Source organism: Chryseobacterium antibioticum (assembly GCF_012927325.1).
GTDB lineage: Bacteria > Bacteroidota > Bacteroidia > Flavobacteriales > Weeksellaceae > Chryseobacterium > Chryseobacterium antibioticum.
Genome location: NZ_JABBGI010000020.1, coordinates 24,816 through 42,140 on the forward strand (window position 1 = coordinate 24,816; position 17,325 = coordinate 42,140).

The window sequence follows — 17,325 nt, forward strand, 5'->3', positions numbered from 1 at the left end:
AGCAAAATAATTCAAACTATGGACACAGATCCTGCCTGTTATTATCAACCTTAAGGCTTTTCTGAGTATGCTTTTTCTGTATGCCTGAAAAGGCCTGCAAAAAAGAAAAAGTTATGAATACATTAGAATTTGCTACCCGCTTACTGATCGCTCTTATTTTAGGTGCATCAATTGGTTTTGAAAGACAGTGGCATCAGAAAAGTGCAGGGCTCAGAACCAATACGTTGGTATGTCTGGGATCGGCAGCATTTGTTTTATTATCGGTTAAAATCGGAGGCGATGCTACAGGTAGAATAGCCTCATACATTGTCAGTGGCATTGGCTTTCTGGGTGGTGGTGTTATCATGAAAGACGGACTTACTGTACGGGGACTGAATACCGCTGCGACCATCTGGTGTTCTGCCTCTGTAGGTTCACTGGCTGCTTTGGGATTTGTGACCGAAGCTGGAATCACCACCGGACTTATTATCTTAATCCACACGGTCCTGCGTCCTCTGGGAAAAGCATTAGGCTCAAAAACCATCCGTCCCAGCACTTCCGAATATCTTATCATCATTACATGCAGAACTGAAATTGAAAACCATGCAAGAGTATTGCTCATGCAGTCTTTTAATTCAACTGACCAGATCTTACTCAAATCCCTGACCAGCGACGATACTGAAACACCGGAAAACATTATTATTTCTGCAGAAGTCTACTCCTCTTCGCCCCAAGACAACATTATCGAAAAGGCGGTCAGCAGACTTACCCTGGAAGACAAAATTACCAGAGTAAGCTGGGAGATCATCGGAACTGAAAACGATTTATAAACTTAAAAATCAATCTAAAATGATTCTAAAAAATGAACCCCAACTGATTAATATATTCTCAATGAAAATACTATTTTTCTCTCCTGTTCTTTTCCTTATCATTTCCTGTAGCGGTAAGAAAGAAGAACCTCAGCAAAAAGAAACCTTCAGCATCAAAGGAAATCATGTTATCCTATCAGAAAACAATCCGGTATTAAAGAAAATCATTACAGAAACTGTTACGGAGCAGGAATACAGTAACCGCATTACTTCAGCAGGAACGATAGAAACCATTCCCAATAATTATGCAGAAATAGCCAGTCCTTTTTCCGGAAGGGTGATCAGATCCTTTGTGAATATAGGACAGAGCGTAAATGCAGGAAGTCCGGTTTTTGAGATCCTCGCTCCCGGATATTCGTCTGTGCAGAAAGATTATTCTGATGCATTGAATGACCTAAGACTTGCAGAAAAAAATTACAGACGTCAGCAAGACCTTGTCAGACATGGTGTGGGTATACAAAAAGAACTGGAAGAAACAGAAACTGAATATCAGAATAAGAAAACATCGCTTTCCAATGCTTCTTCAACCTTGAATGCCTACAACAGCAAAAGCTCAGGCGGAACCTATATTATAAAAGCACCGATCAGTGGAGAAATTATCTCCAATAAAATCGTTACCGGGCAATATCTGAAAGAAGACTCGGAACCGGTGGTGATTATCGCTGAACTTTCAAAAGTATGGATCACAGGTGCTGTGAAAGAGAAAGACATCCGTTTTATCAGTCCGGGAGATCCTGTATCGGTGAAAGTCAATACCTACCCGGATATGGAGATTACCGGAAAGGTGTATCACATCAGCGAACTGGTAGATGAAGATACCCGAAGTATCAGGGTCTTAATCCAATGTGACAATCCGCAGAGGAAATTAAAACCCGGAATGTTCGCAGCGGTTACCTATTCTGCAGGAACAGAAAAAGCCGTGATTATTCCCTCCCGTGCACTGATGCAGCAGGGAGACCGCCAATATGTCTGGATAAAATCCGGTAAAAATGAATTTACAAAACGTATCGTCGTTCCCGGTAGCACGGCTGAGAAGACCACCAAGATCAATTCAGGGCTCAAACCCGGAGATATCATCATGACTCAAGGTGGAGTCTATTTGCCTGATACAAAATAATACCTCTTCAATAACTCTGGAAGCTTTCGCCCACTGAGCAAAACGGTTTCCGGACTGGACTATTCAATCAATCTTATGAAAAAATTACTCACACTCTCTATACAGAAGAGATGGCTGATGCTTACCCTTTTCTTATTACTCGGAATTTTCGGATATTATTCATGGACCAAACTCTCTGTGGAAGCCTATCCTGATATTGCCGACACCACATCACAGGTAGTTACCCAGGTGCCGGGGCTGGCTGCCGAAGAAATAGAACAGCAGATCACCATTCCTTTGGAAAGATCTCTAAACGGTCTTCCGGGAATGCATATCATGAGAAGCAAAAGTACCTTCGGACTTTCTATCATCACAATGGTTTTTGATGATGGGGTTGATGATTACTGGGCAAGACAACGTATTCAGGAAAGGCTTTCAGAAGCGGAACTGCCTTACAATGCCCAACCAGGCTTGGATCCTTTAACCTCTCCGGTGGGAGAAATTTACCGCTACATTATTGAAGGAAACGGACAAAGTCTCAGGGAACTGACCGATTTGCAGAATTTTGTCATTATCCCAAGAATCAAACAGGTTACAGGCATTGCGGATGTGACAAATTTTGGTGGAATCACCACACAGTTCCAGATCGAGCTGGATCCTCAAAAACTGGATCAGTATGGATTATCTTTATCTGAGGTTACGGAAACTATCACCAAAAACAACAGCAATGCCGGAGGAAGTATGCTGCCGAGGGGTGACCTTGCTTATGTAGTACGTGGAATCGGTCTGATCAAAGATTTAGATGATCTGGGTAAAATTGTCATCAAAACAGAAAAAGGTGTTCCCGTTTTTTTAAATGATGTAGGTACTCTGAAATACGGCAATCTTGAAAGAAAAGGAATTCTGGGTTACACAGACCGAAAACGGAATTATAATGAAAGTACCGGAGGAATTGTACTTCTTCTAAAAGGGCAGAATCCTTCCGTCGTTTTAAAGGATGTTCATCAGGCTATTGAAGAACTGAACACCAGTATTCTTCCCGCTGGCGTAAAAATCCACCCTTATCTGGACAGAACCGATCTTGTGAATACCACCCTAACCACAGTCACCCATACGCTAACGGAAGGAATTGTTTTAGTCATTATCATCCTAATCGTATTTTTAGGAAGCTGGAGAGGGGCGCTGCTTGTCGCCATCACGATTCCTCTATCTCTGCTGATTGCATTTATCCTGATGTATTTCACCAATATCCCTGCTAATCTCCTGTCTTTAGGCGCTATAGATTTCGGGATTATTGTAGACGGGTCTATTGTCATGCTGGAGGTTATTTTAAAAAAGAGAGAAGAAGATCCGGATAAGGAACTGGAAGAAAAAACCATCATCAAGCGGGCAACAGAAATCGCAAAACCTATTTTCTTTTCAACCGTCATTATCATTACAGCTTATCTTCCGCTGTTTGCCTTTGAGCGTGTAGAAAAAAAACTTTTTACTCCTATGGCTTTTACAATCGGATATGCATTGCTGGGAGCATTGGCTGCTGCTTTGATTTTGATTCCCGGACTGGCCTACGTTATTTACAGAAAGCCTCAGAAGATATTTCACAACCGTTGGCTTGAAAAAATAAGCCGTCTTTACGGTAAAAGAATTGATAAAATCATAAAGGCTCCTAAAAAAATGCTGATTCCAGCAGGCATTATACTCATCTCAGCGGGATTCCTTTCGTTTATGGTAGGTAAAGACTTTCTGCCGGAACTGGATGAAGGGTCTATCTGGCTTCAGGTACAGCTTCCGCCCGGAATTTCATTAGACAAAGCCAGAGAGATGAGTGATTCTTTACGTACTCAGACTATGAAACATTCTGAAGTCACCTATGTCATGGTACAGACCGGAAGAAATGATGACGGAACAGATCCGTGGACGGCTTCCCATTTTGAAGTTTCTGTAGGCATAAAACCCTACAAAGAGTGGGCATCCGGAAAGACTAAAGCCGATCTTATCAAAGAACTGGCTGATGATTATAAAAATATGCCGGGATTTTCTGTAGGATTTTCCCAACCGATGATCGATGGGGTTATGGATAAAATTTCCGGAGCCCACAGTGAATTGGTCGTCAAAGTATACGGTGATGATTTTGACGGAACAAGAAAAATTGCAGAACAGATTCTTTCTACTCTACAAACAATTCCGGGATCTGCTGATCTTGCGATTGATCAGGAACCACCGCTTCCGCAGTTGCAAATTATTGCAGAACGGGATAAAATTGCACAGTACGGACTGAATGTTTCCGATGTGGCAGACCTCATCGAAACAGCCCTTGGCGGAAAGGCTATTTCACAGATCTTTATCGGCAATAAAGTCTACGATATTTCGTTCCGGTATGCCGAAGACAGCCGGAATACTCCTGATAAGGTCGGGAATCTTATGCTGACTTCTGCTTCAGGTGCTAAAATACCGCTTTCACAGGTAGCTGAGATCAAATTGAGTACCGGAGAAAGTACAATCACCAGAGAAATGAATAAAAGACATCTCACCGTAAAACTCAATTTAAGGGATCGTGATTTATCTTCTTTTCTGAAGGAAGCGCAGGATACGATTGAAAAAGATATCCGCTACGATCATCAGAAATACGAGATCAAATGGGGCGGACAGTTTGAGAACAAAAACAGAGCTTATTCCCGCTTAACTTTCATTGTTCCGCTGGCATTGGCTGTTATGTTCTTACTGCTTTACGGGGCATTCGGAAGCTTCAGACAGGCGCTTGTCCTGATGAGTATTATTCCTCTTGCCTTATTCGGGGGTATGTTAGCATTAAATGTACGGGGTATGACTTTAAATGTCCCGTCAGCTGTGGGCTTTATAGCACTATTTGGAGTAGCCGTACAGAACGGGGTCATCATGGTATCTCATATCAACACGCTAAGAAAACAGGGAGTTAATCTAAAAATATCGGTGATAAAAGGAGCAGAAGACCGTTTCAGACCTGTATTGATGACCGCTTCGGTTGCCGTAATCGGCTTATTCCCTGCTTCACTGGCTACCGGGATAGGTTCTGATGTACAGAGACCTTTAGCTACAGTCATTGTTTATGGTCTTATGTTTTCAACCCTTCTTACTTTATTTATCCTGCCCGCTATTTATTATCTCGCAGAATATCATTTCGACAAACAAAAAATAAAATCAGATGAAGTTTAAAATCATTTTTATCATATCCGTGTGTGCAACTTTCCAATTTTCACTGAAAGGTCAGGAAAAAGAAGTTCTCAGTTTTTCGTCTTATCTGAATGAGGTCAGAGAAAAAAACCTCAGTTACGCCGCCCAGAAATATAATGTCAGAATGGCGGAAGCTTCTATCCTTACTGCCGGAATTTTCCCGGATCCCCAACTTGAAATGGAGACCTCGGACAATGGTGTTTCAAAAAAGATGGGCTATACGATAGGAACTTCGGTAAGCTGGACCCTGGAACTTGGCCAAAAAAGAAAAGCAAGGATAGAAACGGCAAAAAACCAGGCCGAATACGCTAAGCTTCAGCTTCAGGATTTTTTAAGAAATCTTATAGCAGACGCATCTGTTGGGTATATTGAAGTTTTAAAAACAAAAGCTCTTGTTGAAGTCCAAAAAGATTCTTACCTGAGTATGGATCAACTTGCAAAATCCGACAACATCAGATACAGGCTGGGAGCTATTTCGCTGGTCACGTCTAAACAAAGCAGACTGGAAGCTTCTTCTTTGCTTAACGATCTGTATATAACAGAAAGCATTAGCAGACAGTCCTTCTCAGCACTTTCTATATTCCTGGGAACCGGTATGGAAGACAGAGAGATTAATGGAGATTTCAAAGCTTTTAACAGAGATTTCAATCCTGAGGAACTTGTCTTGGAGGCAGTGAATAACAGATCTGATCTTTTAGCCTCAAAACAAAACATCAATACTGCTGCGAGCTTGGTTAAGCTTGAAAAGGCTAACCGTATCATTGATTTGGGATTAAGCTTAGGCGCAGAGCACAATACCTGGGCAACCAATGAAATTGCGCCCTCACCCGCTGTAAATACCGTAAAACTGGGAGCCAGCATTCCTCTGAAGTTTTCAAACCGAAGAAATGCAGATCTGAAAATTGCAGAAATGGGACGTATGCAGGCAGAAACCGAGTATAAGCAGATCGAAAACAGCGTCCGCACTGAAGTCATGCAAGCTTACCAGCAATACCAAGCTACACAGAAGCAACTGAAACAGTTTGATAACGGAATGCTGGCCGAAGCCAAAAATATTCTGGACGGCATCAGCTACAGTTATCAGAGAGGTGAAAGTTCTATTCTGGAAGTTTTGAATGCACAGAGAACGTATAATGATATCAGGCAGCGCTATATTGAAACGCTTGCAGATAATGCGGTAGCACTTGTTGAATTAGAAAGAAAAACCGGGATTTGGGATATTGATTTTTGATGTTAGGGTTTTCCGGATGAGCACGAGTGATTGTGTTTATTCGTGTTTAGTAATTAACCACCCCGTCAAAAATTCTTTGAATTTTCGCCACCCCTCCATCGAAGGGGAATGATCGCCGTTTAAATGATTGCCCATTTTTCATAAGAGTGCTTGATAGCAATACTGAATAATCTCCTTGATTTTTCCCAAACTTAAGTGCCCTTTCTATGAGGAGAATTTTTAACCTTAAAAAACTTTTGCTGCTTTTGTGGTTAGATTGATAAAGTAAGCAAAGAGTCTATTTCTTTTTTGAAACGGACTCTTTTTGCTTTTTAAACTGAGTTTCATAAAGATTGATCCAGTCTTCAACGGTCATTTTTTTACTGACCTCCGCAATCAGTTCAAAAAGAATATCCTCCATTTTTTTGAAACGGATGCATGATTTTCCCATATCAAGTTTTCTTGTGGAGTATTTCGGGTATTCAGCAACAAACCAGTCTAACAATTCAGGATCTGCATAGATTCCCATGTGATAAAGGGCGATAAAATTCTTTTGAGAAGCCAACGACATAAAAGGTAATGGCGAGCCTGACGTACAGTGATACCCTGCCGGATAGGTCTCCAAAGGAACTGCCCAACCTACCATGCCGTAACTGGTCCCTTGCTGAAAGCCTTTCGGTAGATTGTCATTTATAGTATCAAATAATTTTTTGAATACTTCCTGTCTTTCTTCAGGAATTTTTGAAATATAATCGGCTACAGAGTCTGCTGGAATTTGCATTTTCAGTTAAGTTTTTATAGTCATCCAAAATAACAAAATTTATAGATATCCTGAATCAAATTGAATCAAAAAAAGCAGCAGTACATGAATGCACTGCGGCCTAACTTTATTGACATTAAAAAAAATTATTTTTTGATCGTTTTCACAGTAGATTGTGATCCGTCTTTAAAATAGATCATAACAAAATACAAACCTGTCTTCAGCGTACTCAGATCAAGTTCCTTCACAGCTCCGGTAAAGGTTTTTACTGTTCTGCCGGAAGCATCTCCTACCGTTACAGATTTCACTTCTCTGCTGTCTGAAATATATAAAATATCTTTGAACGGATTTGGATGAACTGATGCTTTCTTCACTCCCTCTTTTACTTCGGAAGTACTCAACTGAGCATTTTCAACCTTAAAATTATCAACATAAAAATTGTAATCAGGATCATCATTCACCGTTCCGTCAGTTGCGTAGAAGGCGAATACAGTATTGGCGCTGTTGTATCCCGTTAAGCTGTACGAGTAAGGAGTCGACGTATTGGTAGGTGCATTGGCTGCGTTCCATGTTTCCAGAATTGTCCATGTAGTTCCTCCATCGTTCGATACCAAAAACTGAATGACATCATCAGATCCCATCGGTGAAGAATTGGTACTAAGATAAGCTGTTACACCATAATCAAATTTAACTTTATATGCACCTGCGGAAAGATTGAAGGGCAGTGTTTTTAGCCATCCTGTTCTGCCTGTTGTATATAAATTGATCGTCGCTGATCCGGCAGAGCCTACTCCTAAGAATCCACCTGCTCCCCAATAAGATGTTGTCCCGGTAGGAGCTGTCGCAGGAGTACCGCCTGAAAGTGCGGCTGTCCAGCAAGTTCCCGGAAAGCTGTTGAAATCATGGGTATATGACGGAACAACGGCACCACACAATGTAATAAATGTTCCGGATAAAGACCACCCACTCTGAGCTGTTGCAGTACTGCAATTACTTCTTACCCAATAATAATAGACCGTACTTGGTGATAAAGATGGAATGGTAAAGGAAGTTCCCGTAACTCCAGCGTGATTAGGCGCTGTCGCAGCTGTAGGAGCCGTATTGCTGGTACTGTAATACACATCATAGCTTACCGCCTGAACGCTGCCTGGTATTGTCCATGAAACCTGAGCAGAATTTGACGTCAATGTACCTACTGGCTGAAGTGTAGGCGCTACACAATCGGTATAAGCATCCGCTGAAAAGGCAAAAACATTGGCGATTCCTGTTCCACTGACTTTCGTTACGGTAACGCTTTGAATAGGTTTGGTCTGATTGGCTGCATCAATAGTCAATGCAGACTGATATAGTCTTGGATTTGTAGAATTCGGTTCCAAAACATTATTACTTCTGTTAATCCTTCCGATTCCCTGAACGGCATAGTTGGACCCGCCATACCAGTCTGAGATCGCTACTCCGGAAAATATCTGAGAGGTAGCATCTGTAAAGTTGACGGTGACATTCACTGTACATGTTCCGCTTCCACCGGTAGAAAGCATGTACACTTTAAAAGCAGGAACCGGTGTCAAAAATGACAGTGTTCCGGTATTGCTTCCTGTAGTATTACTGGAAATTTTCAAGGAATTATTTCCATACAAATCTCCCAGTTTAAAGCTCAGTCCCGGTGTAGAAGCCACTGCAGAATTAATAATCCCGTTCACGGGAAGCCCATAAGTAATGGGTGTACTTGTAGAGGTAAGTTTAAAATCCCTTGCTACAAAGGCAAAAGACACTCCGTCCACATCTTCTGTAGTACTTGATGTAGCGGGACCCACATCATTGGCAATAACGTCGGCTGTGTATCCGGATGAGACAGGCATGGTTTGAAAATTTTGGGCATTCACAGCGGATACCGCAAAAAGAGCCATCGCAGGTAAAATTCTCAATGGTAAATGTATTTTCATAATTATTTTTTATTAGCATCGAAATTTAATAAAAAATCAATAAAGAATCAATATTATTATAAAATAATTAAACATTAGTTAATAACATTAAAGTATCAATATTTTCAACTATATAAAAACATTATTTTATGACCAAATGCTTTATTCACATTTTAAGATATTATTTTAACAATTTCAATCATTTTGACCTATAATCAATCTCCAATAGCCCATATTTTTAACAAACTGATGACCAGTATGAAGCATAAATAAAAAGGATTACGCCGGCAATCAAAAGAACCGGCAACAATCAATTTTAATTCGCTGATTTTCAAAACAATTAAAAAGCACTCAAAATGGACAACAGGTTATTTTATTATTGAGAAATTAAATCTTACTTTTGCCATACAAATTTTTTGAACAATGCCGAATATTTCAAACAGAGCACAGCATATGCCGCCATCGCCGGTAAGAAAACTGGTCCCTTACGCTTTAAAAGCGAAACAGCAGGGAATAAAAGTCTATCACCTTAATATCGGGCAACCTGATATTGAAACGCCGGAAACAGCTTTAAATGCTTTAAAGAATATTGATCTTAAAGTATTAGAATATGCGCTTTCTGAAGGTAATATAGAATACAGAACAGCCCTAACCGATTATTATCATACCTTAGGTTTTTCAGATCTGACGCCTGATAATTTCATTGTAACGAATGGAGGTTCTGAAGCCTTAAACTTCGCGATTTCTACTTTATGTGATGACGGTGACGAGGTGATCATTCCCGAGCCTTACTATGCCAATTACAACGGCTTTACCAGCACATTTAATGTAAACGTTGTAGCGGTTCCGTCTACTATTGATACAGGTTTCGCCCTTCCTCCGATCGAAGAATTTGAGAAAAAGATTACAGATAAAACAAGAGCTATCGTTATCTGCAACCCGGGTAATCCTACAGGATATCTTTACACCCGTGAAGAGCTTCAGCAGCTGGCAGAAATTGCTTTGAAATATGATATCGTTATCATCTCTGACGAGGTATACAGAGAATATGTTTATGATGGAAAGCAGCAGATTTCTATGCTGGATTTCCCTGAACTGAGCGAGAATTGCATCATCATCGATTCAGAATCCAAGCGTTATTCTATGTGTGGCGTAAGAATCGGATGTATGCTAACCCGTTCCAAAAAGATTCATGATGCAGCGATGCTTTTTGCACAGGCAAGATTGAGTCCTGTACTTTTGGGTCAGATTGCAGCAACAGCAGCTCACCAGAACGACGGTGCCTACATCAGAGCGGTAAGAGAAGAGTATACGCACAGAAGAAATATATTGGTAGACCTTCTGAATGCTATTCCGGGAGTAATTTGCCCTAAGCCAAGAGGTGCGTTCTACTGTGTTGCAGAACTTCCCGTAGATGATACTGAAAAATTTGCACAGTGGCTTCTAGAAAAATATTCTCTTAACAAGGAAACGATCATGGTAGCTCCGGCAGGAGGTTTCTACAGCGATCCTGAATTAGGAAAAAAACAGGTAAGAATTGCTTATGTGCTGAAAGAGGAAGATCTTAAGAAAAGCGCTGAAATTCTTAAAGAAGCTTTGAAAAAATACAGAGAAGAATTTAGCCTGTAAAATATAATCTATGGTGCCGGCAATAAAAAATACTTATCTGAAACTCCTGTTTTCAATATTTTTGTTGCCGGCATTTTTTTCCTGTGACAAGACAAAGGAGCAGACCCCAGCTACTCATCAAAATCCGAATGAAATAACCTTCATCAGTTTATCCAATATCGGAGGTGATCAGGGAGATTATAAGATCATCAAAGTCACCAAAGACTCCATACGCGCAGAACAGGGCATCACAGCCCGCGGAACTCATAAGGAATGGAGCACAGCCATCAATGTACAAATCTGGAAACAGCTGATCTCTTCGATCCATACTAAAGATCTTGATGAGATACAAAGTTCTCCAAGCAAACAGTCTGTAGACGGCATCGACGAAACTTTTCAGATCAGAACTCCGAAAAAGTCACATATTTACGTCAATTCTTATGCGGATACGCTTCATTACCAACAGCTGAAGCAATTCAAAGAACAACTCAACATGATTCTTCCAACAGAATACCAATAACAATATGCAAGAAAATTTTTCCCTAAAGCCTTACAATACATTCGGTGTTGATGTCAACGCAAAATACTTTATTGAAGTACACACGATTGAAGAACTGAAGAATGCTATTAATTATTCTAAAGATCATGATCTTCCTGTTTTATTTTTGGGCGGCGGAAGCAATATCCTGCTGACTAAAGATTTTGAAGGTCTTGCTATTAAACTTAGTTTAAAAGGAATTGAACAGGAAGATCTGAATGAAAATGAAGTTCTTGTAACGGCAAAAGCCGGTGAAAACTGGCATGAATTCGTGATGTACAGCCTTAAAAAAAACTACGGCGGACTGGAAAATCTTTCTTTGATTCCCGGAAATGTAGGTACCTCACCTATGCAGAATATCGGAGCCTACGGAACTGAAATTAAAGATATTTTCGTAGGTTGTACTGTTTTGGATCTTGAAAATATTGAATTGAAAACATTTAACCTTGAACAGTGTCATTTCGGATACAGGGATTCTATTTTCAAGCAGGAAGGCAAAGGAAAGTATGTGATCCTGGAGGTTAGTTTTAAATTAACAAAGAAGAATCATCACATTAAAACAGAATACGGAGCAATAAAAACTGAGCTGGATCATTTAGGCATCACTCATCCTACGATTCAGGACGTTTCCAAAGCTGTCATCAACATCAGACAGAGCAAACTCCCGGATCCAAAGGTGACCGGAAATGCAGGAAGTTTTTTTAAAAACCCTACCATTCCATTAGCCCAGTTTGAAGATTTAAAGCAAAAGTTTGAACATATTCCCGGATATCCAAACGGAGATGTGGTAAAAGTACCTGCCGGATGGCTGATCGAGCAATGTGGCTGGAAAGGAAAACAGATAGGCAATGCAGCCTCACACCAACTTCAGGCGCTGGTTATCGTGAATGCTACGGGAAATGCTACTGGAAAAGAAATCTATAATTTTTCAACGCAGATTATCAATTCTGTTAAAGAAAAGTTCGGAATAGAGCTGGAACGGGAGGTGAATATTATTTAGGACTAGTCATCAAAATCACTATTTTAGCTAAAAAAAGAGCACAAATATGAAAATCACTATTCTCGGAGCAGGCAATATGGGCCTTTCTTTTTCAAAATCCTTCTTAAAGTATGACCTGATCAAGCCTGAAAATCTACACCTGATCACAAGAAGCCTGTCTAAAATTTCTAAGATCGCCGAAGAGTTTCCAAAATCCAAAATCTCTACTTTTGAAGAAACCCAGGAACTGGATGCCGATCTCATTATCATTGCTGTAAAACCTCAGGATTTCCTGCATGTTGCCCAGAATTTTCAATTTACATTAAAAAAAAACCAAATGGTCCTGTCGATCATGGCCGGAATCAAAATTGAAAAGATTCAACAATTATTAAATCACCCGCTTGTCGTAAGAGCGATGCCCAACTCTCCTACCCTCTTGGGAATGGGAATTACTGGGTACACCGCTGCTAATGGCATTTCTTTCAGCCAACTGATCAATATTGAAAGACTTCTGAACAGTACCGGAAGATCGGTGTATCTGGAAAATGAAGATCTTCTGGACGGTGTTACAGCCCTTTCAGGAAGCGGACCTGCCTACTTTTATTATATTATTGACACTATGATCAAAGCTGGTATGGAAATGGGTATTGAAGAAAATCTTTCTAAACTGTTTGTACAACAGACCATGCTGGGTGCATACCACCTGATCAATAATTCTGAAAAAAGTCTTGAAGAACTCATCAAAGACGTTGCCTCCAAAGGCGGAACAACCGAAGCTGCTTTAAAAACATTTGAAGACAACAATTTTAAAGAAATTTTAAAAAGCGGAATTTTAAATGCTGAAAAGCGGGCTAAAGAACTAAACGGGTAAATTTCTTTTCTATCAGCCTGCGAAGCAGCCACCCCAGAAAAACACCGAAAGTATTAAGAATGATATCATCCACCTCAAATATGCCCATTCTTGTAAAATACTGAAGTGCTTCAACGATGACTATGGAAGAAACGAAAACGTACAGCAGCCTTTTCAGATTTTTAAGGTGAGGAAAGATCCAGCCCAAAAATCCGAAAGGAATAAACATGATGATATTACCCAGCACAATGAGCACAATATCTTTCCATCCAATGGTATTGTGGATAAACTCCAGCGTGGAGAGAATAGGCTCTACTGTAATCTGATTGTCTTCGTATTGAAATCTGCCCATTCCTAAAAACATGAGATAGAGCAACACCAGTGTATACGGAACAATAATAATTTTATAAAATTTCTTTAACATCAAGTGCAAATTTATTCATTTCAAAAACATTAAATTTGTGTGTTAAATTAATTTAATGAAATACCTTTTACTTACGCTTATTTCAGCAATGCTACTATCCGTTTCGTGGCCCACTTACGGAGTACCGTTCTTTATATTTTTTGCCCTTGTTCCTCTATTGATGATGGAACACGGCATATCAAAATTTTCAGCTTACAAAAGAAAAAGCTGGATGGTCTTCGGGCTCTCCTACCTTTGTTTTATAGTATGGAACATCGTAACGACGGGATGGCTGTATGGTTCCAAAAACCCGGATGGAAGCCATTCTATGATGGCCGTAGTTTTTCCGGTCCTTGTGAATTCGTTCCTGTATTCTCTTGTTTTCCAATGTTATCACTGGTACAAAAATGCACAGGGAACCTACTGGGGATTAGGATTTCTGATCGCTATCTGGATGAGTTTTGAAAAATTCCATCTTAACTGGGAAATGACATGGCCATGGCTGAATTTAGGAAATGTATTTTCAGAATACCCTAAACTGATCCAATGGTATGATACACTGGGAGCAACCGGTGGAAGCTTCTGGATCTTACTCATCAATGTTTTAGTTTTCTATACTTTAAGAACCTGGGAAGCCGGAAGAAAGAGAAAAGATCTGATCAGAAATGTTTCTATTGTAGCTGCCCTGATTATTCTGCCGATGATTATTTCATTAATCAAATACAATAACTTCAACGAAAAACCTTCCGGACAGGTGAATGTTCTGATGCTTCAGCCTGATCTTGATCCTTATGCTGAAAAGTATTCAAAGGACAGCCTTACCATTGAAAACGACCTGTTAACTTTAGCAGAAAATAATTCAAAAGGTAAGATCGATTATTATATCGCGCCAGAAACTGCCCTTCCCGGAAGAGGCTCCATCTCTGAAACCACTTTTGAGAAAAGTGTCCTTTTAAATAATGTCAAAGGATTTTTATCTAAACATCCGGGAGCCGTTTTTGCCACAGGAATTTCTTCTCACCGTTTTTATAAAAATCAGGAAAACATTCCAAAAGAAGCTTATCAGCTCAATCCCGAACTTTGGGTAGAAAGCTATAATACCGCTATTCAGATTGCCCCACAGGAGAAGATTCAGGTGTATCATAAAGGAAAACTGGTACCTGGTGTTGAGATCTTCCCATACATGAGTGTTTTAAAACCTCTTCTGGGCGATGCCATGCTTAACCTAGGCGGAACCGTTGCTTCTCTGAGCATAGACAAAGAAAGAAAATCCTTCTCAAATCCTTACAATAAAGGCCGTATGGCACCCATCATCTGCTACGAAAGTATCTATGGTGAATTCACAACAGAATACGTGAAAAAAGGAGCCAATTTTATGGGTATTATGACCAACGACTCCTGGTGGGGAGTTACAGAAGGACACAAACAGCTTCTATCCTATGCGAAACTAAGGGCTATTGAAAACAGAAGAGAAATTGCCCGTGCTGCCAACAGCGGTATATCTGCACATATCAATGCAAAAGGAGAAGTCGTAACCGACACTTTCTACGGTGACCAGACCACATTATTTGCAAAAGTGAATCTTTATGAAACCACGACTTTCTACACAAGAGCGGGTGATATTTTATCAAGATTTTCCTTTTTCGCACTGGGCTTTTTACTATTTTACTTTTTGATTGAAAAGTTCAAGAGCAGGATTAAGAAAGCTTAATATTGATGATCATCTTTTTTAAACATAAATAACAGAATTTTCTGTACTGACCGGCCTATTTATTGTTGAGAAATTTCTACCACAAAAGTCACAAAAGATTTTGACACTTAAGTTATTTTAGGTTTAAATACTTTGCGAATAAGAAGACCACATAAGTTTAAAAAAATCAAAGGTTTTTATTTACTATTAGGGCTATCAATATGTTTGAGTAAAAAATACGATGACGATTCAAACGACGAAAATTCCCCTCCCACGGAAGGGTGGCGAAAATTCAAAGAATTCTTGACGGGGTGGTCCAGCATAACCTAATAAAATTTTCACTATCAAAAAATAGAAAAGCCAGCTGGACGACTGGCTTTTCTCACTCATAGAACTATCAGCTATTTAATAATTAGTTTTCTGATGATTATTTCGTTTTTAATTTTCAGTTTTACCACATAAGCTCCTTTCGTAAGATGGGATACATTGATAGACTGGTCATTATTTAAAACAACATTCTGTTTTCTGCCATCCATCGAATAGATTTCAACGTCCGAAACTTTCTCTCCTTTAATATGTATTTTCTCTGATGCCGGATTTGGATATATTGAAATCTGGCTGTCTATATTCATTACATCTTGGGTTGCCAATGTATTTTGAGCAGACTCATCAGAAAATACGTTTGAAGCATCTATAGATTTTACACTCCAGTATACATTCTGAATAGAAGGATCAAGATCCAGGAACCACGATGGTGTTGTCACTACGTATTTTGCAATATTGCCAGCTCCGGGCGTAGTTCCTACCTTAATTTCATAGCGAAGCGCATTCACAGGTGTCTTATCATCAGACGCTCCACTCCATGAGAATCTAAAACGGTTTCCGGTCTTTGCTACATTAAGGACTGCAGGAGGTACAGGTTTCAGATTAACTTCAGTAGAAGTATTTTTGAAAATTTTGGTAAGTGAAGGCATGTCCGGATCCGCCCAATCAAATCCGGCCAGCAAAACATCCAGATGGTGGTCATTGTCAAAGTCAAGTAAATTAACAAAACCCGGCCCTCCTAAAGTATACAGTCCTGTAGGTATATGTTCAGTGAAATTTTGGTTCGAAGTATCATATAAAAAAGTTTTTACGACAGCAGCATTATTTTCATCATTTCCGGAAACAATAAAATCATAGTATCCGTCATTATTCAGATCCCCTGTCGTTACAGATGAATCAGCGATCTCCGGAGCATTGATCTGTTCTACATTCAGATGCCCGGTTCCATCATTCATAAGGACCGCAAGAAATCCAGAGTAGCTGCTATCCTGGCCTGTAACTACAATATCCTGGTAACCATCGGCATTGAAATCTGCGAAATCCATTTTTCCGCCTGTCAGGGACGTAAAATCCTGCGTTAGCGTTAATGTTCCTGCCTGATTGATATAGACTCTAAATATGGGAACATCACCATCAGCAACTCCTAAAATAACGAGATCCAAAAGATTATCATTGTTAAGATCTACAAATTTGAAGCTTCCATTTTGTGTTCCCGGCAGCCAGCCTTTGAAGATTTCAAAGTCAGTGCCTGTATTCTTATAAAAATCCAGATTATTTAAAAAACCGGCTCCTTCTACATATTGAGTTCCATTGATCGCGTAATCAATTTTGCCATCATTATTGAAATCGAAAGCTTCCAAGGATCCATAGATCTTTCCTGCAAGGTCAGCTTCTTTTGTAAAACCGCTTCCAGTATTTCGAAATCTGTAATGTTTATAGTTGACCACATCATTATAGCTTAGCCCTGTAGAAATAATATCCAAAAGACCGTCATTATTAAAGTCCATGAATTTTATATCTCCCAGGTGGGTTACATTCGTTCCCAAATTAGCATAAGGTACCAGTGAAGTTCCATTATTTTTGTATACTTCATTGAAAGAGGTGTCAACATTTCCATCATCATCACTATCAATGGCTCCGTTGATCACTACATCCTGCTTTCCGTCATTATCCATATCAGCCACACCTGCTGACCCGTAATAAAAATTCCTCATACCGGTCTGGATTTCAGTATAGTCCTGCGCCACCAGCCCAACAGGAAGCATAGATAAAAGAATACAAATCCTCTTCATATTATTTTTATTTAGATTAATTAAAAACAAAGATAAAACATTCGAATTTGCTTTTCACGGAAAGTTTACATGAAATATATCAGTCACTTGGCTC

General features: G+C 39.8%; 13 protein-coding genes. 9 read left to right on the forward strand and 4 right to left on the reverse strand.

Translation table 11 applies throughout. The features are described from left to right. Positions 1-113: 113 nt before the first annotated feature. From HHL23_RS15535 to HHL23_RS15550, 4 genes are all read left to right on the forward strand, one after another. Positions 114-809 (forward strand): MgtC/SapB family protein, encoded by a 696-nt coding sequence (locus tag HHL23_RS15535; RefSeq protein ID WP_169235708.1) that lies wholly within the window; start codon positions 114-116, stop codon positions 807-809. A gap of 61 nt (positions 810-870) precedes the next feature. Then, positions 871-1,965, forward strand: coding sequence for an efflux RND transporter periplasmic adaptor subunit (locus tag HHL23_RS15540; protein WP_169235709.1), 1,095 nt, complete (start codon positions 871-873; stop codon positions 1,963-1,965). A 75-nt stretch (positions 1,966-2,040) separates the two neighbouring features. Next, positions 2,041-5,136, forward strand: coding sequence for an efflux RND transporter permease subunit (locus tag HHL23_RS15545; protein WP_169235710.1), 3,096 nt, complete (start codon positions 2,041-2,043; stop codon positions 5,134-5,136). After that, the gene (locus HHL23_RS15550; RefSeq protein ID WP_169235711.1) at positions 5,126-6,385 is read left to right on the forward strand and encodes a TolC family protein; all 1,260 of its coding nucleotides are present in this window, start codon (positions 5,126-5,128) and stop codon (positions 6,383-6,385) included. Before HHL23_RS15545 ends, HHL23_RS15550 begins: the two co-directional genes overlap by 11 nt. Before the next feature lie 277 nt (positions 6,386-6,662). Here HHL23_RS15550 and HHL23_RS15555 read toward each other — a convergent pair whose 3' ends face one another. Both HHL23_RS15555 and HHL23_RS15560 read right to left on the reverse strand, forming a co-directional pair. Continuing rightward, positions 6,663-7,145, reverse strand: a complete 483-nt coding sequence (locus HHL23_RS15555; protein WP_169235712.1) for a DUF1801 domain-containing protein — start codon at positions 7,143-7,145, stop codon at positions 6,663-6,665. Positions 7,146-7,270: 125 nt separating this feature from the next. Beyond that, the gene (locus tag HHL23_RS15560; protein WP_169235713.1) at positions 7,271-9,067 is read right to left on the reverse strand and encodes a T9SS type A sorting domain-containing protein; all 1,797 of its coding nucleotides are present in this window, start codon (positions 9,065-9,067) and stop codon (positions 7,271-7,273) included. Between the two features lie 402 nt (positions 9,068-9,469). On the opposite strand from HHL23_RS15560, the gene HHL23_RS15565 reads away from it, so the two are divergent. From HHL23_RS15565 to proC, 4 genes are read left to right on the forward strand one after another with little or no spacing between them, the layout of a single operon-like run. Further along, positions 9,470-10,675 (forward strand): pyridoxal phosphate-dependent aminotransferase, encoded by a 1,206-nt coding sequence (locus tag HHL23_RS15565; RefSeq protein WP_169235714.1) that lies wholly within the window; start codon positions 9,470-9,472, stop codon positions 10,673-10,675. A 10-nt stretch (positions 10,676-10,685) separates the two neighbouring features. After that, positions 10,686-11,174, forward strand: a complete 489-nt coding sequence (locus HHL23_RS15570) for a hypothetical protein (protein WP_169235715.1) — start codon at positions 10,686-10,688, stop codon at positions 11,172-11,174. A gap of 4 nt (positions 11,175-11,178) precedes the next feature. Further along, positions 11,179-12,192 (forward strand): UDP-N-acetylmuramate dehydrogenase, encoded by a 1,014-nt coding sequence (gene murB / locus HHL23_RS15575; protein ID WP_169235716.1) that lies wholly within the window; start codon positions 11,179-11,181, stop codon positions 12,190-12,192. 46 nt (positions 12,193-12,238) lie between these two features. Then, the gene (gene proC / locus HHL23_RS15580) at positions 12,239-13,042 is read left to right on the forward strand and encodes a pyrroline-5-carboxylate reductase (RefSeq protein ID WP_169235717.1); all 804 of its coding nucleotides are present in this window, start codon (positions 12,239-12,241) and stop codon (positions 13,040-13,042) included. On the opposite strand, the gene HHL23_RS15585 is transcribed toward proC, so the two are convergent. Beyond that, positions 13,023-13,445 carry a VanZ family protein gene (locus HHL23_RS15585; RefSeq protein WP_169235718.1) on the reverse strand — a complete coding sequence of 141 codons (423 nt, stop codon included), beginning with the start codon at positions 13,443-13,445 and terminating at the stop codon, positions 13,023-13,025. The two genes, proC and HHL23_RS15585, sit on opposite strands and share 20 nt — an antisense overlap. A gap of 55 nt (positions 13,446-13,500) precedes the next feature. Between HHL23_RS15585 and lnt the strand changes: the two genes are divergently transcribed. After that, entirely contained in the window at positions 13,501-15,135 is a 1,635-nt protein-coding gene (gene lnt, locus HHL23_RS15590; protein WP_169235719.1) for an apolipoprotein N-acyltransferase, read from the forward strand. 380 nt (positions 15,136-15,515) lie between these two features. On the opposite strand, the gene HHL23_RS15595 is transcribed toward lnt, so the two are convergent. Beyond that, the gene (locus tag HHL23_RS15595) at positions 15,516-17,231 is read right to left on the reverse strand and encodes a T9SS type A sorting domain-containing protein (protein ID WP_228464792.1); all 1,716 of its coding nucleotides are present in this window, start codon (positions 17,229-17,231) and stop codon (positions 15,516-15,518) included. Positions 17,232-17,325: the final 94 nt, after the last annotated feature.